Here is an 18,649-nt window from a genome sequence, read left to right as displayed (position 1 = left end):
CACTTCAACCGGATAACTCACTCTTGTCCTCATAGAAAAAACACCTCCAAGTCTAATTTCGGATAACAATCATCCGTTTTCAAACTTGAAGGTGTTTTTATTTGTCTCATCTTATGGGGTCAGTCCCGGAGAACCTGCTTCTTTTTTTATTATTGTGCAGCTGCTTGTACGTTGATTAACCCTTTTCCATAGTAGAAAGAGCTACCAAGGTATGTTGCAGTGCTTTCTAAACGATCACGGACTTGCGCGTTTGTCCAAGTCGGGTGCTTAGAAAGAATTAACGCTGCTGCTCCAGCAACGTGCGGAGTCGCCATAGACGTTCCGTTGTAAGCGCCGTAAGTGCCTCCAGGAAGTGTGCTTTGAATGGAAACGCCAGGAGCCATCACATCAAGCTCGGGACCTGCGCTTGAGAATGAAGCCCTTTGGTTGCTGCTGTTTACCGCACCTACCGCAATGGTAGAAGGATATTTTGCAGGGTAGCCGACTGTGCTTGTGCTTCCGGACGAACCTTCGTTTCCGGCTGCAGCAGCAACGACGATACCGTTGGAAACGGCTTTATCAACTACTGCTTTCAGCGCTGTAGAACCAGAAGGTCCGCCAAGGCTCATGTTGATAACGTCCATATTGTTGGAAATGGCCCACTCAATGCCGTTAATAATCCAGCTGTATTGGCCGTTTCCTGTTGAATCAAGAACTTTTACTGCATATAACGATGCGTTTGGTGCTACGCCCAGAACACCGATTGAGTTATTAAGAGCGGCAATCGTACCGGCTACATGTGTGCCGTGAGAACTGCCGTCCTGGTATGGGTTTGTTTCAGAAGGTACGAAGCTTGCTCCGCCTCTGACATTTAAGTCAGGATGAGAAGAGTCAATTCCGCTGTCGATAACAGCTACTTTTACGTTAGAGCCTGTGTAGCCTTGAGAGTGAAGAGCCGGCGCTTTAATTTGAGAAATGCCGTAAGGAACAGATTGCGCATATTCATGTGCAATATGATCTTCTTCCACATATGCAACGCTCGGATCTTGTTTTAATTCTTTTACAGCTTTTTCATTCAATGTTGCTGTGGCTGCGTTAACATACTTAAACTGCTTTTGAATTTTTCCGCCTTTCTCAGAAATAACATCTTTTTTCTTAGCGGAACTCATTGCACTCATTGTCTGTTTAAATCCGACAATGTACTTCTTTTCTGTACTGCTTTTTCCGGCAGCCTGCGCAGACATGTTGCTGAACGCCATCGCAAAGATTAACGTTAACGCAAACAACAAGCTGATCCACAATTTTTTGTTTCTCACTCTTTACCCTCTCCTTTAAAAGAATTCAGAGTAGACTTACTTAAAAGACTATTCTGTAAATTTATTGTAATAGATGGAATAATATTTTAGTAGACCCATTTTTTCGCGATGATTTTATCTCTATTTAGGTATATCATCTCTCGCTATTTCTGTAGAGACTCGAAATAACTAATTTTATACAGAAAAGAACGAAAATAGACATGAGTAAATGTTCATTATGCTGAAATGTCATTCTTTTTCAGGTTAAATGCTCCTGAGTCCCGGCAAATTCCTGTCGAAAAAAATCCTTCAAATGACCTGCATGTGTTTCCATGAGATCAATGGATATTATTGTGATATTTTTTCTATGCATGCTGATAAAAGTATTCTAAAAAATAAACTTTACAGAAAATTCTATAAAAGTAAAAATAGAACGATTCTAAAGAGAGAGGAAGAAATGAGATGAACATTCGCCAAGCAAAGACATCAGATGCCGCAGCCATCGCGCCGCTGTTTAACCAGTATCGGGAATTTTATAAGCAGGCGTCCGATCTGAAAGGGGCAGAGGCTTTTTTGAGAGCCCGTTTGGAAAATGACGAGTCCATTATTTTGACAGCAGAAGAAAATGGAGAATTCATAGGTTTTACCCAGCTCTATCCAACGTTTTCTTCTGTGGCTATGAAAAGAATTTACATATTAAATGACTTATTCGTCGCTCCTCATGCGCGGACAAAGGGAGCCGGCGGGCAATTGCTATCTGCAGCAAAAGATTTTTCTGCGGAAAACGGGGCAAAATCTTTATTGCTCCAGACGGAACACCACAACCGGACGGCAAGAAGCTTATATGAACAAAACGGCTATGAAGAAGAAACTGCATTTGTCCATTATCGTCTCAATGTGCCAGCGAAGTAAAATTGAAGCTTGATGATTTGGTTTTTTGAACGTTCTTCGGTTACGATATAAACGAAAAGGAGTGTGCCGAATGTCAACGTTATTTCAAGCATTGCTGGCAGAAAAACATGCCGATGATGTTTCAGTTCATGTGAAAACCATGTCAACAGAGGATTTGCCGAAAGACGGTGTTCTGATTAAAATTGCTTATTCCGGCATCAATTATAAAGATGGCCTGGCCGGAAAAGCAGGCGGCAATATCGTCAGAGAGTATCCGCTTATTTTGGGCATTGACGCTGCGGGTACGGTTGTCTCTTCCAATGATCCGCGCTTTGCCGAGGGGGATGAGGTGATTGCGACAAGCTATGAGCTCGGTGTCTCCCGCGATGGCGGATTAAGTGAATATGCTTCGGTGCCTGGTGACTGGCTGGTGCCTCTGCCATCGAATCTTACACTAAAAGAAGCGATGGTGTACGGAACGGCGGGATTTACTGCGGCGTTATCGGTGCATCGGCTTGAACAGAACGGTCTGTCTCCGGAAAAAGGGAGCGTGCTAGTCACAGGAGCAACCGGCGGTGTCGGCGGAATTGCGGTATCGATGCTGAACAAGCGGGGCTATGATGTGGTGGCAAGCACAGGAAACCGGGATGCGGCCGATTATTTGAAGCAGCTCGGTGCAAGCGAAGTGCTCAGCAGGGAAGATGTCTATGACGGATCGCTTAAGGCGCTGTCCAAGCAGCAATGGCAGGGAGCGGTTGATCCTGTCGGCGGAAAACAGCTTGCCTCGCTTTTAAGCAAAATCCAATATGGCGGAGCTGTCGCGGTGAGCGGCTTAACGGGCGGGGGAGAAGTTCCTGCAACGGTTTATCCATTTATTCTTCGCGGGGTCAGCCTGCTCGGAATCGATTCAGTGTACTGTCCGATGGATGTCAGAGCCGCTGTTTGGGAGCGCATGTCTTATGATCTCAAGCCTGATCAGCTGCTGACCATCGTGGACAGGGAAGTGCCATTGGCAGAAGCGCCGGCTGCGTTAAAAGATATTTTGCAAAATCGCATTCAAGGTAGAGTCATTGTGAAGCTTTAACAGGATCAGCTTGCAGAGAAAGCTATGTTTTTCTGCAAGCTTTTTTGTGTACATGATGTTAAGCTGCTGTACCGCTGTGTCCTGTCACTTGAAAGCATGTCCGTTTTTAACCGTTCCTCCAGAAACCTAATTTGATTTTGATCCATACCCTTTCTTCCCTTTATAGTCCTACTTCGTTACAGAGAGAAACAAGATGTACCTGTAAGCTGAACTTTCTCTTCTCATTTTAAAAATAATTAGTGATAATGATTCTCATTCCGTGTTATACTATCTTTTGGACATCTTAATCTTAGAAACTACATACAGGAGAGACTGGAACGTATGAAAAAAACACTGATTATTCTTACAGTTTTACTTCTTTCTGTTCTAACGGCTGCCTGCTCGTCTTCAAGCGGCAATCAAAACAGCAAAGAACATAAAGTGGCGGTAACACATGATTTAGGGAAGACAAATGTGCCTAAGCATCCGAAGCGGGTTGTTGTTCTTGAGCTTGGTTTTATCGACACACTGCTCGATCTCGGCATTACGCCTGTCGGGGTTGCCGATGACAATAAAGCGAAGCAGCTGATCAACAAGGATGTGCTGAAGAAAATTGACGGCTACACATCTGTCGGCACTCGCTCACAGCCAAGCATGGAAAAAATCGCTTCATTAAAACCCGATTTAATTATTGCTGACACGACCCGGCATAAGAAAGTATACGATCAGCTGAAAAAAATCGCGCCGACCATTGGGCTTGATAATTTAAATGCTGATTATCAGGATACAATTGACGCTTCACTTACGATTGCAAAAGCAGTCGGCAAGGAGAAGGAAATGGAGAAAAAACTGACAGCGCATGAAGAAAAGCTTAGCGAGACAAAGCAGAAAATCAGCGCTAACAGCCAGTCCGTCCTTTTGATCGGAAATACAAATGATACGATTATGGCAAGAGATGAAAATTTCTTTACATCAAGACTTTTAACACAGGTCGGTTATCGATATGCGATCAGCACGTCAGAAAACAGCGGATCAAGCAATGGCGGCGACTCAGTGAACATGAAAATGACACTTGAGCAGCTGCTGAAAACAGATCCGGATGTGATCATCCTGATGACAGGAAAAACAGATGACATCGATGCGGACGGCAAACGCCCGATCGAAAAGAATGTACTTTGGAAGAAGCTGAAGGCAGTGAAAAACGGACATGTGTACCACGTGGACCGTGCGGTGTGGTCTCTGCGCCGCAGTGTGGACGGAGCGAATGCTATTTTGGATGAGCTTCAGAAAGAGATGCCGGCTGATAAGAAATAAAAGAAAAGACAGGCGTTCGCCTGTCTTTTTCTTATTTGGTAAAGCCGGATAAGTGGCTGTTAATATTATAGTCTTTAATCCGCCATTTCTCTTCTGCGAATTCAATGTTGCTGAGGCAGGCATTGACGAGGCGCGTGCTTTGTAGCTCTGGGTCACCCCCGGAAATTTCCGTCAACAGTGCGTGAATCGCTGCGCCGTGCGCGACGATCAGCACCTTTTTGTTTGGATACGCCTGATTCACTTTTACCAAACCGCCCATCAGCCTGTCAGTGAGTTCTTCCAGCGTTTCCATATTCGGATAGTTTTTATCCGGATAGCGCTTTGTCCGTTCTTCCAACTGCATGCCCTCCGCATCTCCGTAATCGCGTTCCTTAAAATCATCCATCTCGACAATCGGAAGATGCAGATATTCATTAATGATTTCCGCGGTTCTTTTCGCTCTTTTCAGCGGGCTCGTCACAATAATATCCCAAGAGAAATCCTTTACATATTCTCCGGTTTCTCTTGCTTGGCGTTCACCTGTCGCGTTCAGCGGGATATCGGTTTTGCCTTGGCATTTTTGCTGCAGGTTCCAATCGGTTTCTCCATGTCTTACTAAGCAAACGGCTGTCATAAAATCCCCTTCCTGACTTTGGTCATATCGCTATTATACTAAATCAAAAGCACGCATCCTATGAAAAAGCCTATGCAAGAACTTCAAATAATAAAGCCAGTCCGATTCCGCCGCCGCTTCCGATGGCCGCAACGGCATATTGACAGTCTGTCCGTCTTTGCGTTTCATAAAACAATCTGGTTACCAGAGCTGCACCCGATGCGCCGTACGGATGGCCGAGAGCTAATGCGCCGCCGCGCACATTGATTTTTGAAAAGGGGATGCCGAGTTCTTGCGAGCAGACACAAATTTTGACGGCAAAGGCTTCATTGATCTCATATAAATCGATATCATCAGGTGTTACATCGTGTGCAGTTAAAAGCTTCCGGATCGCATCAACCGGCGCCGCGGGCGGATAGTTCGGGTGAATCCCGCTGACAGCACTGCCGATAAACCGAAGCACTGGCTTAAGCCCTATGGCTGCCGCTTTTTCTTCTTCCATTACAAGGAGAGCGGCAGCTCCGTCTGATATGCCGCTGCTGTTGGCTGCTGTAACCGTTCCGGAGCTGGTGTCGAAAACCGGTTTTGCACGGGAAATAATCGCTTCTATCGGCCGCTTTTTCAGAAATGCTTCATCCATCTCCAATTCGCCGAGAGGAACAATTTCTTCACGGTAAAATCCTCCATCATGCGCGTTTCTGCTGCGTTGATGGCTGAGAAGCGCGTATTCATCCTGCATGCTTCTGCTGATGGAATAGCGTGCTGCCGTATATTCGGCTGCGATGCCCATGTCGGGATCACCGATCGCATTTGGAGAAAAGCGGGCCCGTTCTGAAAAAGGTGATTGGCTGCTGCTTTCTGAGCCGCCCGCGATATACATCGTGCCGACTCCGGCTTGAATGAGACTGCAGGCATAGCGCACAGCTTCAAGACCGGAGCCGCACTGTCTGTCAATCGTCATTCCGGGAACCGATAAAGGCAGTCCGGCTTGCAGAGCTGACAGCCTAGCGAGGTTGCCGCCTCTGCCGGTCGCGTTTCCAAGAATCACCTCATCAATTTGATCCCCTAGCTTTCGGCTGAGACAGCTTATGAGGGGAGCCGCCAAATCCTCCGGTAGAAAGGGCTTTAGCAGCCCATTTTGTTTTCCAAAGATCGTTCGTTTTGCATCAACAATAACCGCATTCAAGTTACACTGCACCTTCTTCTAGCCATTTCCTCACGCTGGAACGGGCAATTTTTCCGCTGCTCGTTTCTGGCAAGGAGTCAGTAAATACCCATTTTTTCGGGATTTTGTAGGCTGCCAGTTTCTGTTTGCACCAGGCTTTCAGCTTTCTGGCATCAGTGTTTCCGTGAACGACAGCTACAGCGATTTCTCCCCAATACTCGTCAGGGATTCCAACGACAGCCGCGTTTTCAACCTCTGCACAGGAGAGAAGCACACGTTCAACCTCTTCTGGGAAAATATTTAATCCTCCGTATACGATCATCCCGTTTTCTCTTCCTGATATGTATAGAAAGCCATCCTCATCGATACAGCCCATATCATCTACTGTCATCCACCCGGATTCATGTGGTGCGCTGCCGTTGACATAGCCGGAAAACCTCATTGGGCTTTTGACAAATATTTTTCCGATTTCCCCCGGCTGACAGCGTTCCCCGGCAGCATTGCGGATTTCAATCTGGACGTTGTGAAACGGGCGGCCGGCTGAATGCGGCTTCCGTTTGCTATCTTCCGGAGTGGAATATGTCACAAAGCTAAGCTCTGATGTGCCGTAAAAATCGTATAGCTTGAGATGAGGCCATGCAGCGGCGAGCTTCTTCTTAGATTCTTCCGGCCAGTCTGCACCCGATGAAATGATTTTGATGGAACTGTTGGGAAAGGCCTTAACACGGGTGAGGGCGTCTGTCATTGTCGGTACGGTATAGAGAACGCTGATGGATTCACGGCTCAGCCATTCCTTCGTTTGGACAGGCGAAAACTTTTTCAACAAACAAACGGTTCCTCCCAGAAACAAGGTGCTGACAGCCCCATATAGGAAGTGAGAGGACATTAACGTTCCGGGAATCAGAACCTTATCATCTGATGAAATCGAAAAATCTGTTTCCGTACAGGTAAAGCTCTCCATCCAAGAGCGGTGAGAACGCGTGAAGGCCTTCGGTTTTCCTGTCGAGCCTGACGTAAATCCCATATAAAAAGGGTGCTCGGGATTAATGGTAGGCAAGGGAGCGGCGGATGCTTCAGAAATATCTGTCATACAGTGATCCAGCAACACAACTGGTGTCTCGCTATCTATTAGTTTGTGTTTGAAAAAGGCTGTAGTAACCACAAGATCCGCATTGCTTATGGACAGCCGCTCCTTGCATTCAGCCGCGCTCCAGCGTGTGTCGATGGGAACAGCCGTGCATCCCGCCGCTGCAGCTCCGGCAAACAGCTGTAAAAACGCCAGGCTGTTCGGGAGCAGGATCGCCACACGCTTCGGCATGCTCGGCTGCGGCCGCGACCGCAGCCAATTTGCGGTTTGAGAGACGAGCTGAGCCCAATCCCGGTACGTGATTTGCTCCGATTCAGTTTGGATCGCCACACGGCCGGGCGATTTTTCCGCAATAGATGAATAGGTATGAGTTATTGTCATGAAATTAGCCTCCTTTCGTAAACTTCGTATCAGAAAGAGACAAGGCTTGGGTGATTTTTATCGCCAGAAACGCAGATACAGCCGCTTTTATCAAATCACCAGGCACATATGCAAGGCTCATGAAGGCGGCCTGTGACAAATCAATATCCATCATGACAGCTTGTACAGGTATACCGAGCAGGTAAATAAAGATGATGCCGAATACAATATGAGTGAAAAAGAGACGCAATGGAGTCACCTTTCGCAGTCTGCAAACAGCTAAACTGATCAGCCATGAGGCAAAGGGATAAGCGATCAAAAAGCCAGCGCTCGGTCCGAAAAAAACACCAAACCCACCTCGTCCGCCGGGCAAAAGCGGCGCTCCGAAGGCGACGAGCAGCAAAAAGACAAGCTGGCTTAAGAAAGCAGACTTAGGCTTGAGGATGCTGCCTGCCAGCATGACACCAAGCGTTTGTAATGTAATCGGAACGGGTGTAAAGGATAAGAAGAGAGGGGGCATAAAACCCAACACGGCCATCAACGCAGTGAAAATGGCAATATGCATCATGTCTATTAATCTCAGCATGTGAAATCCTCCAAACAGTAATAAAATATGGTTATACAATAAATGCAGACCATTATTATGTCAACTTGTTTTTTATTTTAGTTAACATAATAGACGTGAAAAAACCGGCTGCTTGGCAGACCGGTTTTCGATTTTTATTCTTCTGTCAGGATGACAAGCGAATCAACAGATGCGGCCACATGAGAAACAGCGCGGCTGACTTCCTGAAGCCCTCCAAGAAAGGCCTGCAAATCGACGTCGATTTTGCCTGATTGCTCTTTGCTGACTTTCATGCTGTGGACAATTTCATCGAATAAGCGGTTAATTTGCGTCATTTTTTCTTTGCTCTCGCTGACTAGCCCATTCACGTCTTTGATATGCTTTGATACGATGTTGATTTGTGTATTCGTATTGTTCACAAGCTCAGACACGGTAGAGACGGTTTTTTTCGTATCCTCAGAAAGCTTCCGCACTTCGTTTGCCACTACGGCGAAGCCTTTGCCGTGTTCGCCGGCGCGGGCTGATTCAATCGAAGCATTGAGCGAGAGAAGGTTTGTTTGTTCAGCAATGCCTGTGACGATGCCGAAGATTTTTTCAATTTGCTGTGCGATTTCATCCAGCTTGACCATTTCGTTTTCGATTTGGACAAGGCTTGTGTCAATTTTATTCATCTGTTTTTGCTGGATTTCAAGCTCTTTTTTCCCGCCGATCGATTTTTCTTCAACAGTGCTGGATGTCACTGTGCCGGCTTTGGATGCTTCGGAAATGCCTTCAGATTTGTCCACAAGCTCTTGAACAGATCTGCTCGTTTCTGAAAACAGATTTGCAATCGACCCAGAGGTTTCTTGAATTTTCTGATGAAGAAGGTTTTTCTTTTCCTCTTGTTCATCGCGGGTTTGGTTGTACTCGCTTTGAAACGCTTCAAGGACAAGCTGCTGTTCTAAGTTCAAAATTTTAGTTGTCGCTTTGATGGCTTTCAGCAGTTCTTGGTGATTTGTAATGGATGTTTCGTAAATGTTGATCATTGACAAAAGTAGTTCTTGAAACGCGCCCATGTACCATTTTGGCAGGAGGCCGATTCTTAAATGAATGGAGGCAATTCTGTTTCGCTTTTCAATGAATTCGTCATCGATAACGCCTGCAAACATTTCCTGAATATGCCGTTTTAACGTTTGTTTTAAGCGATCAACTGAGCTGTGATCATTAATGATATCCATCAATGAACTTTCGTGGTCAAGGTTTTTATAAAACGCATCGACGATGTATACGATGTTTTCTTGAATTAACGGTTGAAGCTGCTCTAAAACGTAAAGCTCGGCATCTCCTAGTCTGACCATTTTGAGCTGTTTTTTGACATCTGCATGTTTGTTTGTGAGCTGAATGCGGTTTTTTTGTTGTCCGTTTGACTCAGAAAAATAAGCTGTTTCTTGTTTTCTATCTTTTTTAAATAACAATACCATGATCCCCCTTGGGAAAAATATAATTTTCACTTTTTGGCTTTTTAAGCCTTTTTCTTTTTTATCGGCCAAGAGAAACATGAATGAAGATGCAGATGAAAAATATTTAAAAAACCGTTCATTAAAATGAACGGTTTAATCGAGATCTATTTGTTTTAATGGTTTGATGGCCGGTCCCTCCACAACTTCACCGGTTGGCTTAAAGCGTGATCCGTGGCACGGACAATCCCACGTATGCTCGCCGTCGTTCCACTCGACCTCACAGCCCAAATGGGTGCACGTCGTATCGACGAGATGGAGGCAGCCTGTTTCATCTCTGAATGCTCCCGCACGTCTGCCGTTAATGGTGACGGCTTTTCCTTCACCCGGCGCAATCTCTTCAAATTGGACGTCGGGCTTTTCAAGCTTTCCTTTAATAAAATGTTTGGCGACATCGGCATTGTATGAGATCACTTTCTGCAGTCCGGGATTCAGATGGAAACGGGACGGCGTAAATATGCTTTCGTATGGGTTATCTTTTCTCTCTACAAGGTCTGACAATAGAGTGGCCGCAACCCCTGATGACGTCATGCCCCATTTTTTGAACCCGGTCGCTACTAGAATATTGTCCTCATTTTCCGACATCGGCCCGATAAATGGGATTTTGTCAATTGTCACGAGATCCTGAGTGGACCAGTAATATGGGATGCTTTCGATGCCGATGGTGCTTTCGGCCAGCTGTCTCAGTGTTTCATAATGTGTAGACATGTCTTTTCCCTGGCCTGTTTTATGGCTTACCCCGCTGAAGAGAATCAGCTTTTCACCGTTTACAACCGTATAGCGGAGCGCCACTGACGGCTGATCGATACTTAAATACATGCCCTCGGGATATTCGATCTTCGGCTTGATGGCGAGGACATAAGATCTGTCAGAGTACATTCTCGTAGCATATAATCCGCCTCCGTCGTAAAAAGGGAAGTGGGAACAGCATATGATAAAGCGGCTCTTAATGGCGTGCCGGCTTTTTGTTACCACTTCTGGCCTTTCTCCTTTTTTGATATCAAGCGCAACGGTCTCTTCATAAATCCGTCCGCCTTTTTGAACAATCTGATCCAGAAGCGCCTTTAAGTATTGCAGCGGATGAAATTGGGCTTGATTTTTCATGACAAGCGCCAGCTTAGAACCTAAGGGAATCGGAAGATCCTTGATAAGGTCTCTTTCAATTCCGAGCTTTGTGTATGCCTCATGCTCAGTGCGGATTTTTTGTACAGCATTTTCTTTTGCTGTGTAAAGATAAGCGTCTTGTTCGATCCATTCGCAATCAATTTGATGTTCATCCACAATGCCTTTTATGTAATCAATTGCGTTTTGATTTGCTTCATAATAAAGCCTCGCGTGGTTCAATCCGAAATTGCGGATAAATTCATCGTATATCATGTCATGCTGGGCGGTTATTTTAGCGGTTGTATGGGCAGTGGTGCCGTTGAGAACCTGATTTGCTTCAATCAAGACGACACGGAAGCCTCTCTTCGTGAGTTCGTACGCCGTTGTGATTCCCGTAATCCCGCCTCCGATAATGGTGACGTCACATTCAGTATCCTCTTGAAGCGCCGGAAAAGAAGGCAGGTCAGTTGATGTTTTCCAGTATGTTTCAGGTGCTTCCTTTGCAAAATATGGATTAGCCAAGCCATGATACCTCCCATCAGATTTATTCTTAATTTTTCCATATTCTATCTTTTCATACATAGCAGGCAGGGATTGTTCATAACATAATAGGGTTGAAAAGGAGTGATTTCATTGGCGAATCAAAAAAAGAAAACATTGCCGCCTCAGCACCAGAACCAGCAGCCGGGTTTTGAATATCTCATGGATCCCCGTCCGGTTTTTGATAAGCCGAAGAAAGCGAAAAAATTAGAGGGCAAAACCGCTATCATTACTGGAGGAGACAGCGGGATCGGACGCGCTGTATCGGTGTTATTCGCAAAAGAAGGGGCTAATGTGGTCATTGTGTATTTGAATGAGCATCAGGACGCCGAGGAGACAAAGCAGTATGTAGAAAAGGAAGGGGTAAAATGCCTGCTGATTGCAGGAGATATCGGAGATGAAGCGTTTTGCAATGATGTGGTCATGCAGGCAAGCCAAGCGTTTCCGTCGATTGATATATTGGTCAACAATGCAGCTGAGCAGCATGTCCAGCCCAGTATTGAAAAAATCACAAGCCACCAGCTGGTCAGAACCTTCCAAACGAACATTTTCTCCATGTTTTACTTAACAAAGGCGGTGCTTCCTCATTTAAAAAAGGGAAGCTCTATCATTAATACTGCATCAATTACCGCCTATAAAGGGAATAAAACGCTGATCGATTATTCAGCGACAAAAGGTGCGATCGTTACGTTTACAAGGTCACTTTCCCAGTCGCTTGTTCAGCAGGGCATCCGGGTTAATGCAGTAGCGCCGGGCCCCATTTGGACACCGCTTATCCCGGCCAGCTTTGCGGCAAAGGATGTGGAAGTGTTTGGTTCAGACGTGCCGATGGAACGCCCGGGACAGCCGGTGGAAGTGGCGCCAAGCTATTTATACCTTGCCAGCGACGATTCCACCTATGTCACAGGACAGACGATTCACGTCAATGGCGGAACAATTGTGAATGGGTAATAAAAAGCCAATCCTTGAGGATTGGCTTATTCGCTCTGCTTGAGCGTTGCATATTCTTTAGAGAGCGTAAGAAACGCATCTTTATCTTTTTCGTCCAAGGCTTTGTTGATTTGGTCCGTCAGCATGGCCAGCCGACGCTTATACAAGGATTCATCGAGCACCATTTGAATGTAGACATCCGTCATTGTGACATCAAATTCTTTTGTTTTTTGCGTGTTGCGGGACTTCATGAGCTCAGTGTACGATTTTTTCTCTTTCATAAAGAATCCCCCCAATGCCTTTTTTATAGTATATGGATAACGGTCGAAAAAATCAATTAATTTTTATAATTTTTAGACAACTAATACTTGGCAATCTATCGACATATCCTGCAAAATGCCGTAAACCGGAAGATCTTATGAATGTAAAACCGGGTTATTACTAGTAATTTAGTACCAAAAAATATCATTAAAAGATGATTTTAGCTCATTTGTTAAAAAAACCTGTCGTTTTATAAAAACAGATGATAGATTATTAGTATAAATTTTGCAGAAAAAGGATGGAGGTCATAATATGAGTCAGAAAACAGACGCACCTTTAGAATCGTATGAAGTGAGCGGCGCAACAATTGCCGTGCTGCCAGAAGAAATCGACGGCAAAATTTGTTCCAAAATTATTGAAAAAGACTGCGTGTTTTACGTCAGCATGAAGCCGCTGCAAATTGTCGACAGAAGCTGCCGGTTTTTCGGATCAAGCTATGCGGGAAGAAAAGCAGGAACTTATGAAGTGACAAAAATTTCACACAAACCGCCGATCATGGTGGACCCTTCGAATCAAATCTTTTTATTCCCTACACTTTCTTCGACAAGACCCCAATGCGGCTGGATTTCCCATGTGCATGTGAAAGAATTCAAACCGACTGAATTCGACGATACGGAAGTGACGTTTTCGAATGGGAAAACGATGGAGCTGCCGATCTCCTGTAATTCGTTCGAGAACCAGGTATACCGGACAGCATGGCTAAGAACCAAATTCCAAGACAGAATCGAACACCGTGTGCCAAAACGGCAGGAATTTATGCTGTATCCGAAGGAAGAGCGGACGAAGATGATTTATGATTTTATTTTGCGTGAGCTCGGGGAGCGGTATTAGAAAAAAAGAAAGGAGCTGACCAAACAGGGCAGCTCCTTCTCCTGCTTTAGGCTGTCGGAATTCCGCCGGTGATGCCATATACCTGAGATGTCACATAGCTTGAATTCTCTGAAGCTAAGAATACATAAACATCTGCCAATTCTACTGGCTGCCCAGCGCGGTTTAATGGAGCGGGCGGGGTACCTTGGCCGAATTTTGGGATATTTTCCGTCGGCTGTCCACCGGAAATTTGCAGCGGTGTCCAGATTGGCCCAGGCGCAACAGAGTTTACTCTGATGCCTTTGGAAGCCAGTTGTTTTCCTAGTCCGACGGTAAAGCCGATAATGGCGTTTTTCGTTGCTGCGTAATCTAACAGCATCGGGCTTGGATTGTAGCCTTCAACTGAGGTGGTCGTAATAATTGATGCGCCCTCCGGCAACAACGGAAGTGCCGCTTTTACAACCCAGTAAAGGGAAAAGACGTTCACTTCAAATGTTTTATAGATTTGTTCAGTAGGCAGGTCTTCGATGTTTTCGACTGCTTGCTGTTTGCCGGCAACCAGTGCTAGCACATCCAGCCCGCCGAGCTCCTCCTGCGCCTGTTTGACTAAATTCTGGCAAAAGGATTCGTCACTCAAGTCTCCGGGAATCAGCACTGCTTTTCGCCCTTCTGCTTCTATCAGTTCTTTCACCTCTTCAGCATCAGGCTGTTCCACAGGCAGGTAGTTAATGGCTACATCGGCACCTTCCCGGGCATAAGCAATCGCGGCAGCGCGGCCGATACCGGAATCGCCGCCGGTGACAAGCGCTTTTCGTCCAGTCAGCTTGCCAGATCCTTTGTAGCTTTTCTCTCCGCAATCCGGCACAGGCTTCATGTTCTGCTGCAGGCCAGGCGGTTCTTGGTATTGTTCAGGAAATTCATCATGAAAAAATGCTGTTAAAGGATTGCTAAGATTTGAATCAGACATCATCAACGCTCCTTTTCTGTTTGGTTTACATTCGTATGTGTACCCCTGAGCATATAGAGAAAAACATGTTTTGGCAGATTGAACACTGAAAGACAAAGAAAACAAGAAAAAACAAACCCTTCTTCCATATTTATCTTGTCAAATAAGACTATATGAATTATGATAAATTCGGGCTATAAATCAACTAAATATTGGATATAAGGGGGAGTGTAACGTCATGAAAAAAGCGGCTGCGGTTTTGCTGTCACTCGGTCTCGTTTTCGGTTTTTCATATGGATCTGACCATGTGGCGGAAGCCAAAACAAAGGTGAAGGTCTATAAGAATTGCAAGGAGTTAAACAAAGTATACAAAGGCGGGGTGGCCCGCACGTCGAAGGTGAAAAACAAAGGCGGAAAAACAAAGTACAAGCCTTATGTCTCTAAGGCGCTTTATGATGCCAATAAAAAGAAAGACCGCGACAAAGATTATATCGCCTGCGAACGTTAAACAAGAAAAAGCAATCTGATGTCCAGATTGCTTTTTTATGATTTATGCCGCCTGATCAGCCGCAGCACTTTTCGTTTTTCTTGTCGCAAAGCTTACAGCTACCATGACGGTAATATTCAAAAGCAGGGCGACTATGCCGACATTTAAGTCTTTTGCTGCTTGAGGCAGCGCGGGAAATAAAGTGCTGATCGTCGTTTCCGTCAATGTAATATAAGAAACCGCTCCGACACCTGTAATGATGCCGGCAAAGGCTCCCTGCTTCGTCACCATATTATGCTTGAACAGGCTGAACAGCAGGGCCGGAAATAATTGTGTGACAAGGCTGTAGCCCATCAATAACAGCGTAACGATGGTATTCCCGCCCTTGAAGGTAAAGTACACCGAAACCAGCGCGATCACCGGCACTAAAAACTTAGCAAGCACCGATACTTGCTGTTCTGTCGTGCGGGGCGCGAACACTTTGTACACATTTTTTGCAAACAGCGTGGAGGCAGACATTAAGATCATAGACCCCGGCACAAGCGCTGTCAGCAGTCCGGCGGCACCGATAATCCCGACAAACCAAGGGTCAAATGTTTGCAGTGACAGTCTCAAAAGCGATAGATCCCCGTCTGCGCCTTTCAGACCAGGAACTTGCAGGATAGCCGCAAAGCCGACGAAAAGGACGAAGAGCAGGACCAGCTGGTATAAAGGCATGATGATGGCGTTTTTGCGAAAGACTTTTGGGTTTTCGGCTGAATACGAAGCGGAAAACGTATGAGGCCACATGTAAAACCCAAGTGCTGTCAAGAGCACGGTTGAACTGAACCAGGCCGCACTTTGCCCCGTTTCGGGAAGCGTAAGAAAGCCCGGATTTGCCGTTTCAATCTGCTGAAACATGTCTTGAAAGCCGCCGTAGTAATGAATTGGCAAATACACACCTAAAAACAGAACGACAACCAAAATCATGATGTCTTTCACAACCGATATCCAGGCAGACCCGTGAATGCCGGATACCATAACGTAAACCGTGATCGAAATGGCGCCGATCCAGATGGCGGCGGTCGGAGAGATTTTGCCGTACGATGTTTCCGATACAATCAGCCCGAGGCCTTTCAGCTGCAGCACAAGATACGGAATGAGCGCGGCGATGCCGACCAGTGAAACGAGCACGCCAAGCAGCGGACTGTTATATTTTTTGGTGAAAAAATCAGACTGTGACATCAGCTTATGCTGTTTCGCGTACGTCCAAACCGCCGGCAGAAGCCAATAAGAAAGGATGTAAGCCAGGCATCCGTAGGCGATGATGTAAAAGGCCGGTCCGCCTTTGCCGTAGGCCCAGCCGCTTCCGCCGAGAAACGTAAATGTGGTATAAATTTCGCCTGCCATCAATAAGAACACGAATACGGTTCCGAAGCCGCGGCCTCCGACCGTCCACTGCTCAAGGTTCATATCTTTTCCTTTTTGGGCGCGTATGCCGAGAAAAATACTCAAAAGCAGGACGCCGAAAATGATGATGAGAGCTGCGTTCATTCTGCTTCCTCCTTTTTATTTTCGTTATCGAGGACATACACAATCGCCATCAACGCAGAGGTCAAAAGAGCCCACATCACGATATAGGCAAGAATAAACGGCATGCGGAACACATAGGGAGTCACTTTATTTGCAAAAGGGATGCCGAGTAAAATTCCGATAAAGGGCAAAGCGGCGAGAACGTGAATCAGTTTCATAGAATCCTCCTTCTCTTTTAGGATTGGGGTGTGCAAGCCCAAGCGTACTGAAAATGATGTCGCAGATATGGCGGCACATGTCATTTTTTGGGGTGAAAGGTTGTGGTTCGAATTATAAATAAATTTATTTTGTTTGTATAGTGGGAATTGTCTGAAATTTATTGTTGGAATTGCCCGAAGAGGGAGCGGGCAATCTTGGGAGAGTACATAATGATTCAAAAGACTCATGGCCTGTCCGGGGCAAATAAATAGAATGTTAATAATTCGCTGACCTGCTCCCGAATTCGCGGATTAAAATAGCGGTGCTTTTCTTCATAACCATCGATCACAAATACATAAAGCGTAAAGGCCTCATCGCGTTCCGCCTCGTGTATCGCAATTTTTCTTTTCCTCAGCTCTTTTCTGACCTCCATCAAATCCTTTTGTGCTATTTTTAATGATTCGCTGATAAGCTGTTTATAAGGATGCTTCAATTTTAATGTGCTTTGCTCAATTCCGGCGAGATCACGATTAAAAATCGTAATGGCCATGGGCAAAAAGAGAGCCCGTTCAATTAATTCGTATATTTCCTCCTGCAGATTCGGCATTGCTGACTCCTTCTTTCTAATGGGAACGTTTGTTCTATTTGTATTCTATATCGGCTGGTGAAATGTTTCAAGACAGAAAAAATCGCCAAAACTTTTTAGTTTTCTGCTGATAATGTGTAGAATAAGGATAGACAAACCCGGTAAGGAGTATAAATGTTGGAGCATTTTTTATCCTATTTCACACAAGAACATTTAACTGAATTATTTCAAAGCTATAGGGCTTTCGGTCCGCTTATTGCTGTGCTGCTGCCTTTAATTGAAGCATTTCTCCCGTTTTTGCCGCTGATCGTGTTTGTGGTGGCAAATACAAACTCGTTTGGTCTGTGGGAAGGATTCATCCTGTCTTGGGCGGGATCAACTGCTGGATCTATTCTCGTATTTTTGATTGTCCGTCAATACGGACAGAGAAGATTGCTTGGTTTTATCCGCAGTCATCCTTCGGTCAGAAAGCTGATGTTATGGGTGGAGAGGCACGGCTTCGGTCCCATGTTTCTTCTGCTTTGTTTTCCGTTTACACCGTCAGCCGCGGTGAATGTTGTTGCCGGTTTGTCGAGGATCGGAACGCGGCCGTTTATTTTGGCGGCAGCTTCGGGGAAGCTTGTCATGATTTTTATGATCAGCTTCATCGGATATGATCTGCACGCACTGATTACACAGCCGATTCGAACGGTCATTGCTGTATTGGTGATCACTATCTTATGGTATGTCGGCAAAAAGGTAGAGCGGTACCTGCATGTGAGAGCCAGTCAGCGTGAGCATGATGGAGGGAGACAGTAACATGAAAAAACGGTTTTGGTTTCTTGCCGGTGTAGTGTCCGTTGTTCTCGCCATTCAGGTTAAAAATGCCGTCTTTATTGATTACAAGGTAGAAGGCGTCAGTATGAACCCGACCTTTCAGGAAGGAAACGAACTGTTGGTCAATAAATTCTCACATCGATTTAAAACCATCCATCGTTTTGATATTGTCCTTTTTAAAGGCCCTGATCAAAAAGTGCTGATTAAGCGGGTAATCGGCTTGCCTGGTGAATCGATCAAATATAAAGATGATCAGCTGTATGTGAACGGAAAGCAGGTTGCTGAACCATTTTTGAAGCATTTGAAATCAGTTTCTGCCGGAAGCCATGTAACGGGTGATTTTACCTTGAAAGATGTGACAGGAACAAGCAAAGTGCCGAAAGGACAATATTTTGTTGTTGGAGATAATCGCATATACAGCTTCGACAGCCGGCACTTTGGTCCGATAAGAGAAAAAAATATTGTCGGTGTTATCTCTGATGCTGAATAAAAAGACGCCAATTGAAGAGGCGTCTTTTTTGTGCTGGTTTGGAAAAATGTGTTGAAGAAAAATTTGTAAGAGGATATAATTTAAATTGTTACGTGTGTAACA

Annotated in this window: 20 protein-coding genes and 1 pseudogene; 8 read left to right on the top strand and 13 right to left on the bottom strand. The window is 45.4% G+C overall.

From position 1 onward, the window contains the following. Nucleotides 1-149 precede the first annotated feature (149 nt). Entirely contained in the window at nt 150-1,295 is a 1,146-nt protein-coding gene (aprE, locus tag AC0DBE_RS09690) for a subtilisin AprE (RefSeq protein WP_472961941.1), read from the bottom strand. A gap of 441 nt (nt 1,296-1,736) precedes the next feature. On the opposite strand from aprE, the gene AC0DBE_RS09685 reads away from it, so the two are divergent. The 3 genes from AC0DBE_RS09685 (at nt 1,737) to AC0DBE_RS09675 (ending at nt 4,542) form a co-directional block, all read left to right on the top strand. Beyond that, nucleotides 1,737-2,186 carry a GNAT family N-acetyltransferase gene (locus AC0DBE_RS09685; protein ID WP_472961939.1) on the top strand — a complete coding sequence of 150 codons (450 nt, stop codon included), beginning with the start codon at nt 1,737-1,739 and terminating at the stop codon, nt 2,184-2,186. A gap of 70 nt (nt 2,187-2,256) precedes the next feature. Then, nucleotides 2,257-3,249, top strand: coding sequence for an NADPH:quinone oxidoreductase family protein (locus AC0DBE_RS09680; RefSeq protein WP_472961937.1), 993 nt, complete (start codon nt 2,257-2,259; stop codon nt 3,247-3,249). A gap of 321 nt (nt 3,250-3,570) precedes the next feature. Next, entirely contained in the window at nt 3,571-4,542 is a 972-nt protein-coding gene (locus AC0DBE_RS09675; RefSeq protein ID WP_472961935.1) for an ABC transporter substrate-binding protein, read from the top strand. Nucleotides 4,543-4,573: 31 nt separating this feature from the next. Here AC0DBE_RS09675 and phoE read toward each other — a convergent pair whose 3' ends face one another. From phoE to AC0DBE_RS09640, 7 genes and pseudogenes are all read right to left on the bottom strand, one after another. Continuing rightward, nucleotides 4,574-5,155: a phosphatase PhoE gene (phoE, locus tag AC0DBE_RS09670; protein WP_472961933.1), complete on the bottom strand. Its 582-nt coding sequence runs from the start codon at nt 5,153-5,155 to the stop codon at nt 4,574-4,576. 70 nt (nt 5,156-5,225) lie between these two features. After that, nucleotides 5,226-6,320, bottom strand: coding sequence for an acetyl-CoA C-acyltransferase (locus AC0DBE_RS09665; RefSeq protein WP_472961931.1), 1,095 nt, complete (start codon nt 6,318-6,320; stop codon nt 5,226-5,228). Between the two features lies 1 nt (nt 6,321). After that, nucleotides 6,322-7,767: an acyl-CoA synthetase gene (locus tag AC0DBE_RS09660; protein ID WP_472961929.1), complete on the bottom strand. Its 1,446-nt coding sequence runs from the start codon at nt 7,765-7,767 to the stop codon at nt 6,322-6,324. 4 nt (nt 7,768-7,771) lie between these two features. Next, nucleotides 7,772-8,332, bottom strand: a complete 561-nt coding sequence (locus AC0DBE_RS09655; RefSeq protein ID WP_014113274.1) for a biotin transporter BioY — start codon at nt 8,330-8,332, stop codon at nt 7,772-7,774. A gap of 134 nt (nt 8,333-8,466) precedes the next feature. Beyond that, complete coding sequence (locus AC0DBE_RS09650; RefSeq protein ID WP_472961957.1) at nt 8,467-8,982, bottom strand: methyl-accepting chemotaxis protein; 516 nt, start codon at nt 8,980-8,982, stop codon at nt 8,467-8,469. 240 nt (nt 8,983-9,222) lie between these two features. After that, nucleotides 9,223-9,771, bottom strand: a pseudogene (gene hemAT / locus AC0DBE_RS09645) (heme-based aerotactic transducer HemAT); the annotation flags it as partial. A 132-nt stretch (nt 9,772-9,903) separates the two neighbouring features. Beyond that, on the bottom strand, nt 9,904-11,433 hold the full coding sequence (locus AC0DBE_RS09640; protein WP_072566048.1) for an FAD-dependent oxidoreductase: 1,530 nt from the start codon (nt 11,431-11,433) through the stop codon (nt 9,904-9,906). A gap of 111 nt (nt 11,434-11,544) precedes the next feature. On the opposite strand from AC0DBE_RS09640, the gene AC0DBE_RS09635 reads away from it, so the two are divergent. Continuing rightward, the gene (locus AC0DBE_RS09635) at nt 11,545-12,402 is read left to right on the top strand and encodes an SDR family oxidoreductase (protein ID WP_072183338.1); all 858 of its coding nucleotides are present in this window, start codon (nt 11,545-11,547) and stop codon (nt 12,400-12,402) included. Nucleotides 12,403-12,428: 26 nt separating this feature from the next. Here AC0DBE_RS09635 and AC0DBE_RS09630 read toward each other — a convergent pair whose 3' ends face one another. Beyond that, nucleotides 12,429-12,662, bottom strand: coding sequence for an IDEAL domain-containing protein (locus tag AC0DBE_RS09630; protein ID WP_014113278.1), 234 nt, complete (start codon nt 12,660-12,662; stop codon nt 12,429-12,431). A 292-nt stretch (nt 12,663-12,954) separates the two neighbouring features. On the opposite strand from AC0DBE_RS09630, the gene comK reads away from it, so the two are divergent. Then, complete coding sequence (comK, locus tag AC0DBE_RS09625) at nt 12,955-13,533, top strand: competence transcription factor ComK (protein WP_014113279.1); 579 nt, start codon at nt 12,955-12,957, stop codon at nt 13,531-13,533. Between the two features lie 46 nt (nt 13,534-13,579). Here comK and AC0DBE_RS09620 read toward each other — a convergent pair whose 3' ends face one another. After that, nucleotides 13,580-14,479 carry an SDR family oxidoreductase gene (locus AC0DBE_RS09620; RefSeq protein ID WP_072566049.1) on the bottom strand — a complete coding sequence of 300 codons (900 nt, stop codon included), beginning with the start codon at nt 14,477-14,479 and terminating at the stop codon, nt 13,580-13,582. A gap of 217 nt (nt 14,480-14,696) precedes the next feature. On the opposite strand from AC0DBE_RS09620, the gene AC0DBE_RS09615 reads away from it, so the two are divergent. Next, nucleotides 14,697-14,966: an excalibur calcium-binding domain-containing protein gene (locus AC0DBE_RS09615; protein ID WP_014113282.1), complete on the top strand. Its 270-nt coding sequence runs from the start codon at nt 14,697-14,699 to the stop codon at nt 14,964-14,966. Nucleotides 14,967-15,008: 42 nt separating this feature from the next. Here AC0DBE_RS09615 and AC0DBE_RS09610 read toward each other — a convergent pair whose 3' ends face one another. The 3 genes from AC0DBE_RS09610 to AC0DBE_RS09600 form a co-directional block, all read right to left on the bottom strand. After that, complete coding sequence (locus AC0DBE_RS09610) at nt 15,009-16,478, bottom strand: sodium:solute symporter family protein (protein WP_079288653.1); 1,470 nt, start codon at nt 16,476-16,478, stop codon at nt 15,009-15,011. Further along, nucleotides 16,475-16,675 carry a DUF3311 domain-containing protein gene (locus AC0DBE_RS09605; RefSeq protein ID WP_472961925.1) on the bottom strand — a complete coding sequence of 67 codons (201 nt, stop codon included), beginning with the start codon at nt 16,673-16,675 and terminating at the stop codon, nt 16,475-16,477. Before AC0DBE_RS09605 ends, AC0DBE_RS09610 begins: the two co-directional genes overlap by 4 nt. A 224-nt stretch (nt 16,676-16,899) precedes the next feature. Beyond that, complete coding sequence (locus AC0DBE_RS09600) at nt 16,900-17,262, bottom strand: YhjD family protein (protein WP_072183342.1); 363 nt, start codon at nt 17,260-17,262, stop codon at nt 16,900-16,902. 153 nt (nt 17,263-17,415) lie between these two features. Between AC0DBE_RS09600 and AC0DBE_RS09595 the strand changes: the two genes are divergently transcribed. Together AC0DBE_RS09595 and lepB are read left to right on the top strand one after the other, a co-directional pair. Continuing rightward, complete coding sequence (locus tag AC0DBE_RS09595; RefSeq protein ID WP_014113286.1) at nt 17,416-18,039, top strand: TVP38/TMEM64 family protein; 624 nt, start codon at nt 17,416-17,418, stop codon at nt 18,037-18,039. A gap of 1 nt (nt 18,040) precedes the next feature. After that, entirely contained in the window at nt 18,041-18,547 is a 507-nt protein-coding gene (gene lepB / locus AC0DBE_RS09590; protein WP_014113287.1) for a signal peptidase I, read from the top strand. Nucleotides 18,548-18,649 lie beyond the last annotated feature (102 nt).

This window comes from Bacillus sp. VA15 (assembly GCF_055721145.1).
Note: the sequence above shows the minus strand (reverse complement) of the source record. Positions and strands in the feature narration are given on the sequence as shown.

Excerpts from the sequence above, each read along its gene's own strand:
- AC0DBE_RS09685 (WP_472961939.1), top strand. The coding sequence starts at position 1,737 with ATGAACATTCGCCAAGCAAAGACATCAGATGCCGCAGCCATCGCGCCG.
- AC0DBE_RS09680 (WP_472961937.1), top strand. The coding sequence starts at position 2,257 with ATGTCAACGTTATTTCAAGCATTGCTGGCAGAAAAACATGCCGATGAT.
- AC0DBE_RS09675 (WP_472961935.1), top strand. The coding sequence starts at position 3,571 with ATGAAAAAAACACTGATTATTCTTACAGTTTTACTTCTTTCTGTTCTA.
- phoE (WP_472961933.1), bottom strand. The coding sequence starts at position 5,155 with ATGACAGCCGTTTGCTTAGTAAGACATGGAGAAACCGATTGGAACCTG.
- AC0DBE_RS09660 (WP_472961929.1), bottom strand. The coding sequence starts at position 7,767 with ATGACAATAACTCATACCTATTCATCTATTGCGGAAAAATCGCCCGGC.
- AC0DBE_RS09655 (WP_014113274.1), bottom strand. The coding sequence starts at position 8,332 with ATGCTGAGATTAATAGACATGATGCATATTGCCATTTTCACTGCGTTG.
- AC0DBE_RS09650 (WP_472961957.1), bottom strand. The coding sequence starts at position 8,982 with ATGAATAAAATTGACACAAGCCTTGTCCAAATCGAAAACGAAATGGTC.
- AC0DBE_RS09630 (WP_014113278.1), bottom strand. The coding sequence starts at position 12,662 with ATGAAAGAGAAAAAATCGTACACTGAGCTCATGAAGTCCCGCAACACG.
- comK (WP_014113279.1), top strand. The coding sequence starts at position 12,955 with ATGAGTCAGAAAACAGACGCACCTTTAGAATCGTATGAAGTGAGCGGC.
- AC0DBE_RS09620 (WP_072566049.1), bottom strand. The coding sequence starts at position 14,479 with ATGTCTGATTCAAATCTTAGCAATCCTTTAACAGCATTTTTTCATGAT.
- AC0DBE_RS09615 (WP_014113282.1), top strand. The coding sequence starts at position 14,697 with ATGAAAAAAGCGGCTGCGGTTTTGCTGTCACTCGGTCTCGTTTTCGGT.
- AC0DBE_RS09610 (WP_079288653.1), bottom strand. The coding sequence starts at position 16,478 with ATGAACGCAGCTCTCATCATCATTTTCGGCGTCCTGCTTTTGAGTATT.
- AC0DBE_RS09605 (WP_472961925.1), bottom strand. The coding sequence starts at position 16,675 with ATGAAACTGATTCACGTTCTCGCCGCTTTGCCCTTTATCGGAATTTTA.
- AC0DBE_RS09600 (WP_072183342.1), bottom strand. The coding sequence starts at position 17,262 with ATGCCGAATCTGCAGGAGGAAATATACGAATTAATTGAACGGGCTCTC.
- AC0DBE_RS09595 (WP_014113286.1), top strand. The coding sequence starts at position 17,416 with ATGTTGGAGCATTTTTTATCCTATTTCACACAAGAACATTTAACTGAA.
- lepB (WP_014113287.1), top strand. The coding sequence starts at position 18,041 with ATGAAAAAACGGTTTTGGTTTCTTGCCGGTGTAGTGTCCGTTGTTCTC.